Below are 3,257 nucleotides of genomic sequence, written 5' to 3'. Positions count from 1 at the left end.
GCTGTTTCAGCTATATCCATCACCGCCATAGCACCTTTAAGTGTGGTAACGCCTGCTGTTTCATCTTTTACTCCAAAAGCAGTTGTTTTCATAGTTGCAAACTGAGAAAGATTTGATCCTGATGAAAAACCTGAACCTGCAGAAACATTATATACTGCAGAAAGTTGCGAAGCAGCTGAAATAGCTATAGCGTTCGCAAAACCTGTGGAATAATTTTTACCGCTACCTACAGAATAACCTGAACCTGCAGAAAATCCACTTCCTTGGCTACTCATATAAGCACTAACAGAAGAATAACCACCTAACATAACTCCTTTGTTTGCAGAACCAAATCCCATAGCATCAGCGATATTAGCATCAAATCTTCCTTTTGACTCTCTTAAAGAAACAGAAGCCTGAGAGATAAAACTATCTGCTCCAAAACCTGCAAAAGAAAGACCTGTACCACTTACTAAAATATCTTTACCATCATTTTTAACTAAAGACAAGCGGCCATAGTTTTCCATCATATTTGGATTGATAAAAGCACCTCTACCAATACTTCCTTCGATTTTAATCCCTCTTCCCTCTCTTGAGCTAAGTAAAAGTTGTCCATTAGCATCGATTGAAGCTTCAACTCCAGTGGTATCTTTAACCGAGTTAATTGCAGCAACTAAGGCTCCATTAGCATCACCATCTTTGTATTCTACTTTACCAATTTTTACCCCATTGATAGTAAAATCATCTGAAGTAGTTCCTTCTCTAACTGCTGATATACCTCTAGTTTCTACTGTAAAAGTAGCTCTAACACCTGTTTTATCAGCATTTTTATTGATCTCTTCTACTAAAGCTCCAAGTCCTGTTCCAACTGAAGTTGAAATCACAACTTTTTGAAACTGAAAATCATCTATACCATTGTAATTTTTAAGAGTAAATTGCACTTCGCCACTAGATGAAATTCTTCCTCCTGTTTCAAAGCGTGTTAAACCTATCTTAGAAGACTGGGTTGCTCCTATAGTAGCTTTTACAGTTTGATTTGAACTTGCACCGATTTGAAATTCTTGATTGATAAAATTTCCACTTAAAAGTTGTTTACCGTTAAATGAAGTAGTATTTGCGATATTGTCAAGTTCTTCCATTAAACGGTTGATATCTGCTTGAAGCATGGTTCTTGTTTTTAGACTTTGTCCATCTTGAGCTGCTTGAGTTGCCTTAGTTTTGATTGTATCTAAGATTTTAAGTTGCTCATCCATAGCCTTATCGGCAGTTTGTAAGATGCCTATAGCATCATTACCATTGTTTATAGCTTGACCTAAAGTAGCTGCTTGTGAACGCAAAGAATCTGCTATCGCCATCCCTGAAGCATCATCTGCTGCGGAGTTGATTCTAAGACCTGAACTAAGTCTGCTTAAAGACTTATCCAGTTCTCTAGCATTAACAACTGAATTTGCATGTGCGTTTAATGCACCGATGTTGGTATTTATCCTAAAACCCATTTTAAATCCTTTCAAAATATTGCATCGAAAAGATTAAAGCAAGAAGTGTTCCAAGTTTTAGTTTCATTAAAAATTTTAGAGTTTAAAATAAAAAAGCCTAGTATTAAACTAGGCTTGGATTTGTATATATTGCAGCTTTTTAAACTACTGTAGCAATCTTAAAACATTTTGTTGAACAGAATTAGCCTGTGCCATGGCATAAGAGCCACTTTGAGCTAAGATATTTGCTTTAGAGTAGTTTGCACTCTCAGCTGCAAAGTCTACATCACGGATTTGCGACTCAGCTGCTTTAACGTTTACTTGAGTAACAGTGATGTTGTTTATCGTTGATGTAACTTGATTTTGCACTGAACCAATGTCGGCTCTGATTTGATCAAGATTTGTTATAGCTGTTTCAGCTATATCCATCACCGCCATAGCACCTTTAAGTGTGGTAACGCCTGCTGTTTCATCTTTTACTCCAAAAGCAGTTGTTTTCATAGTTGCAAACTGAGAAAGATTTGATCCTGATGAAAAACCTGAACCTGCAGAAACATTATATACTGCAGAAAGTTGCGAAGCAGCTGAAATAGCTATAGCGTTCGCAAAACCTGTGGAATAATTTTTACCGCTACCTACAGAATAACCTGAACCTGCAGAAAATCCACTTCCTTGGCTACTCATATAAGCACTAACAGAAGAATAACCACCTAACATAACTCCTTTGTTTGCAGAACCAAATCCCATAGCATCAGCGATATTAGCATCAAATCTTCCTTTTGACTCTCTTAAAGAAACAGAAGCCTGAGAGATAAAACTATCTGCTCCAAAACCTGCAAAAGAAAGACCTGTACCACTTACTAAAATATCTTTACCATCATTTTTAACTAAAGACAAGCGGCCATAGTTTTCCATCATATTTGGATTGATAAAAGCACCTCTACCAATACTTCCTTCGATTTTAATCCCTCTTCCCTCTCTTGAGCTAAGTAAAAGTTGTCCATTAGCATCGATTGAAGCTTCAACTCCAGTGGTATCTTTAACCGAGTTAATTGCAGCAACTAAGGCTCCATTAGCATCACCATCTTTGTATTCTACTTTACCAATTTTTACCCCATTGATAGTAAAATCATCTGAAGTAGTTCCTTCTCTAACTGCTGATATACCTCTAGTTTCTACTGTAAAAGTAGCTCTAACACCTGTTTTATCAGCATTTTTATTGATCTCTTCTACTAAAGCTCCAAGTCCTGTTCCAACTGAAGTTGAAATCACAACTTTTTGAAACTGAAAATCATCTATACCATTGTAATTTTTAAGAGTAAATTGCACTTCGCCACTAGATGAAATTCTTCCTCCTGTTTCAAAGCGTGTTAAACCTATCTTAGAAGACTGGGTTGCTCCTATAGTAGCTTTTACAGTTTGATTTGAACTTGCACCGATTTGAAATTCTTGATTGATAAAATTTCCACTTAAAAGTTGTTTACCGTTAAATGAAGTAGTATTTGCGATATTGTCAAGTTCTTCCATTAAACGGTTGATATCTGCTTGAAGCATGGTTCTTGTTTTTAGACTTTGTCCATCTTGAGCTGCTTGAGTTGCCTTAGTTTTGATTGTATCTAAGATTTTAAGTTGCTCATCCATAGCCTTATCGGCAGTTTGTAAGATGCCTATAGCATCATTACCATTGTTTATAGCTTGACCTAAAGTAGCTGCTTGTGAACGCAAAGAATCTGCTATCGCCATCCCTGAAGCATCATCTGCTGCGGAGTTGATTCTAAGACCTGAACTAAGTCTGCTTAAAGA

At 36.7% G+C, this 3,257-nt stretch carries 2 protein-coding genes; both read right to left on the bottom strand.

Translation table 11 applies throughout. The features are described from left to right. Positions 1-1,475: flagellin (locus BGS40_RS09130; protein WP_096738656.1), on the bottom strand; the 1,475-nt coding region annotated here is incomplete at its 3' end. Positions 1,476-1,619: 144 nt separating this feature from the next. Further along, positions 1,620-3,257 (bottom strand): flagellin A (locus tag BGS40_RS09125; protein WP_096738655.1); only part of this gene is annotated, 1,638 nt, incomplete at its 5' end.

The organism is Campylobacter sp. 107, from assembly GCF_002383835.1.
Classification (GTDB): Bacteria; Campylobacterota; Campylobacteria; order Campylobacterales; family Campylobacteraceae; genus Campylobacter_D; species Campylobacter_D jejuni.
This window is presented reverse-complemented; position numbering and strand designations above follow the sequence as displayed.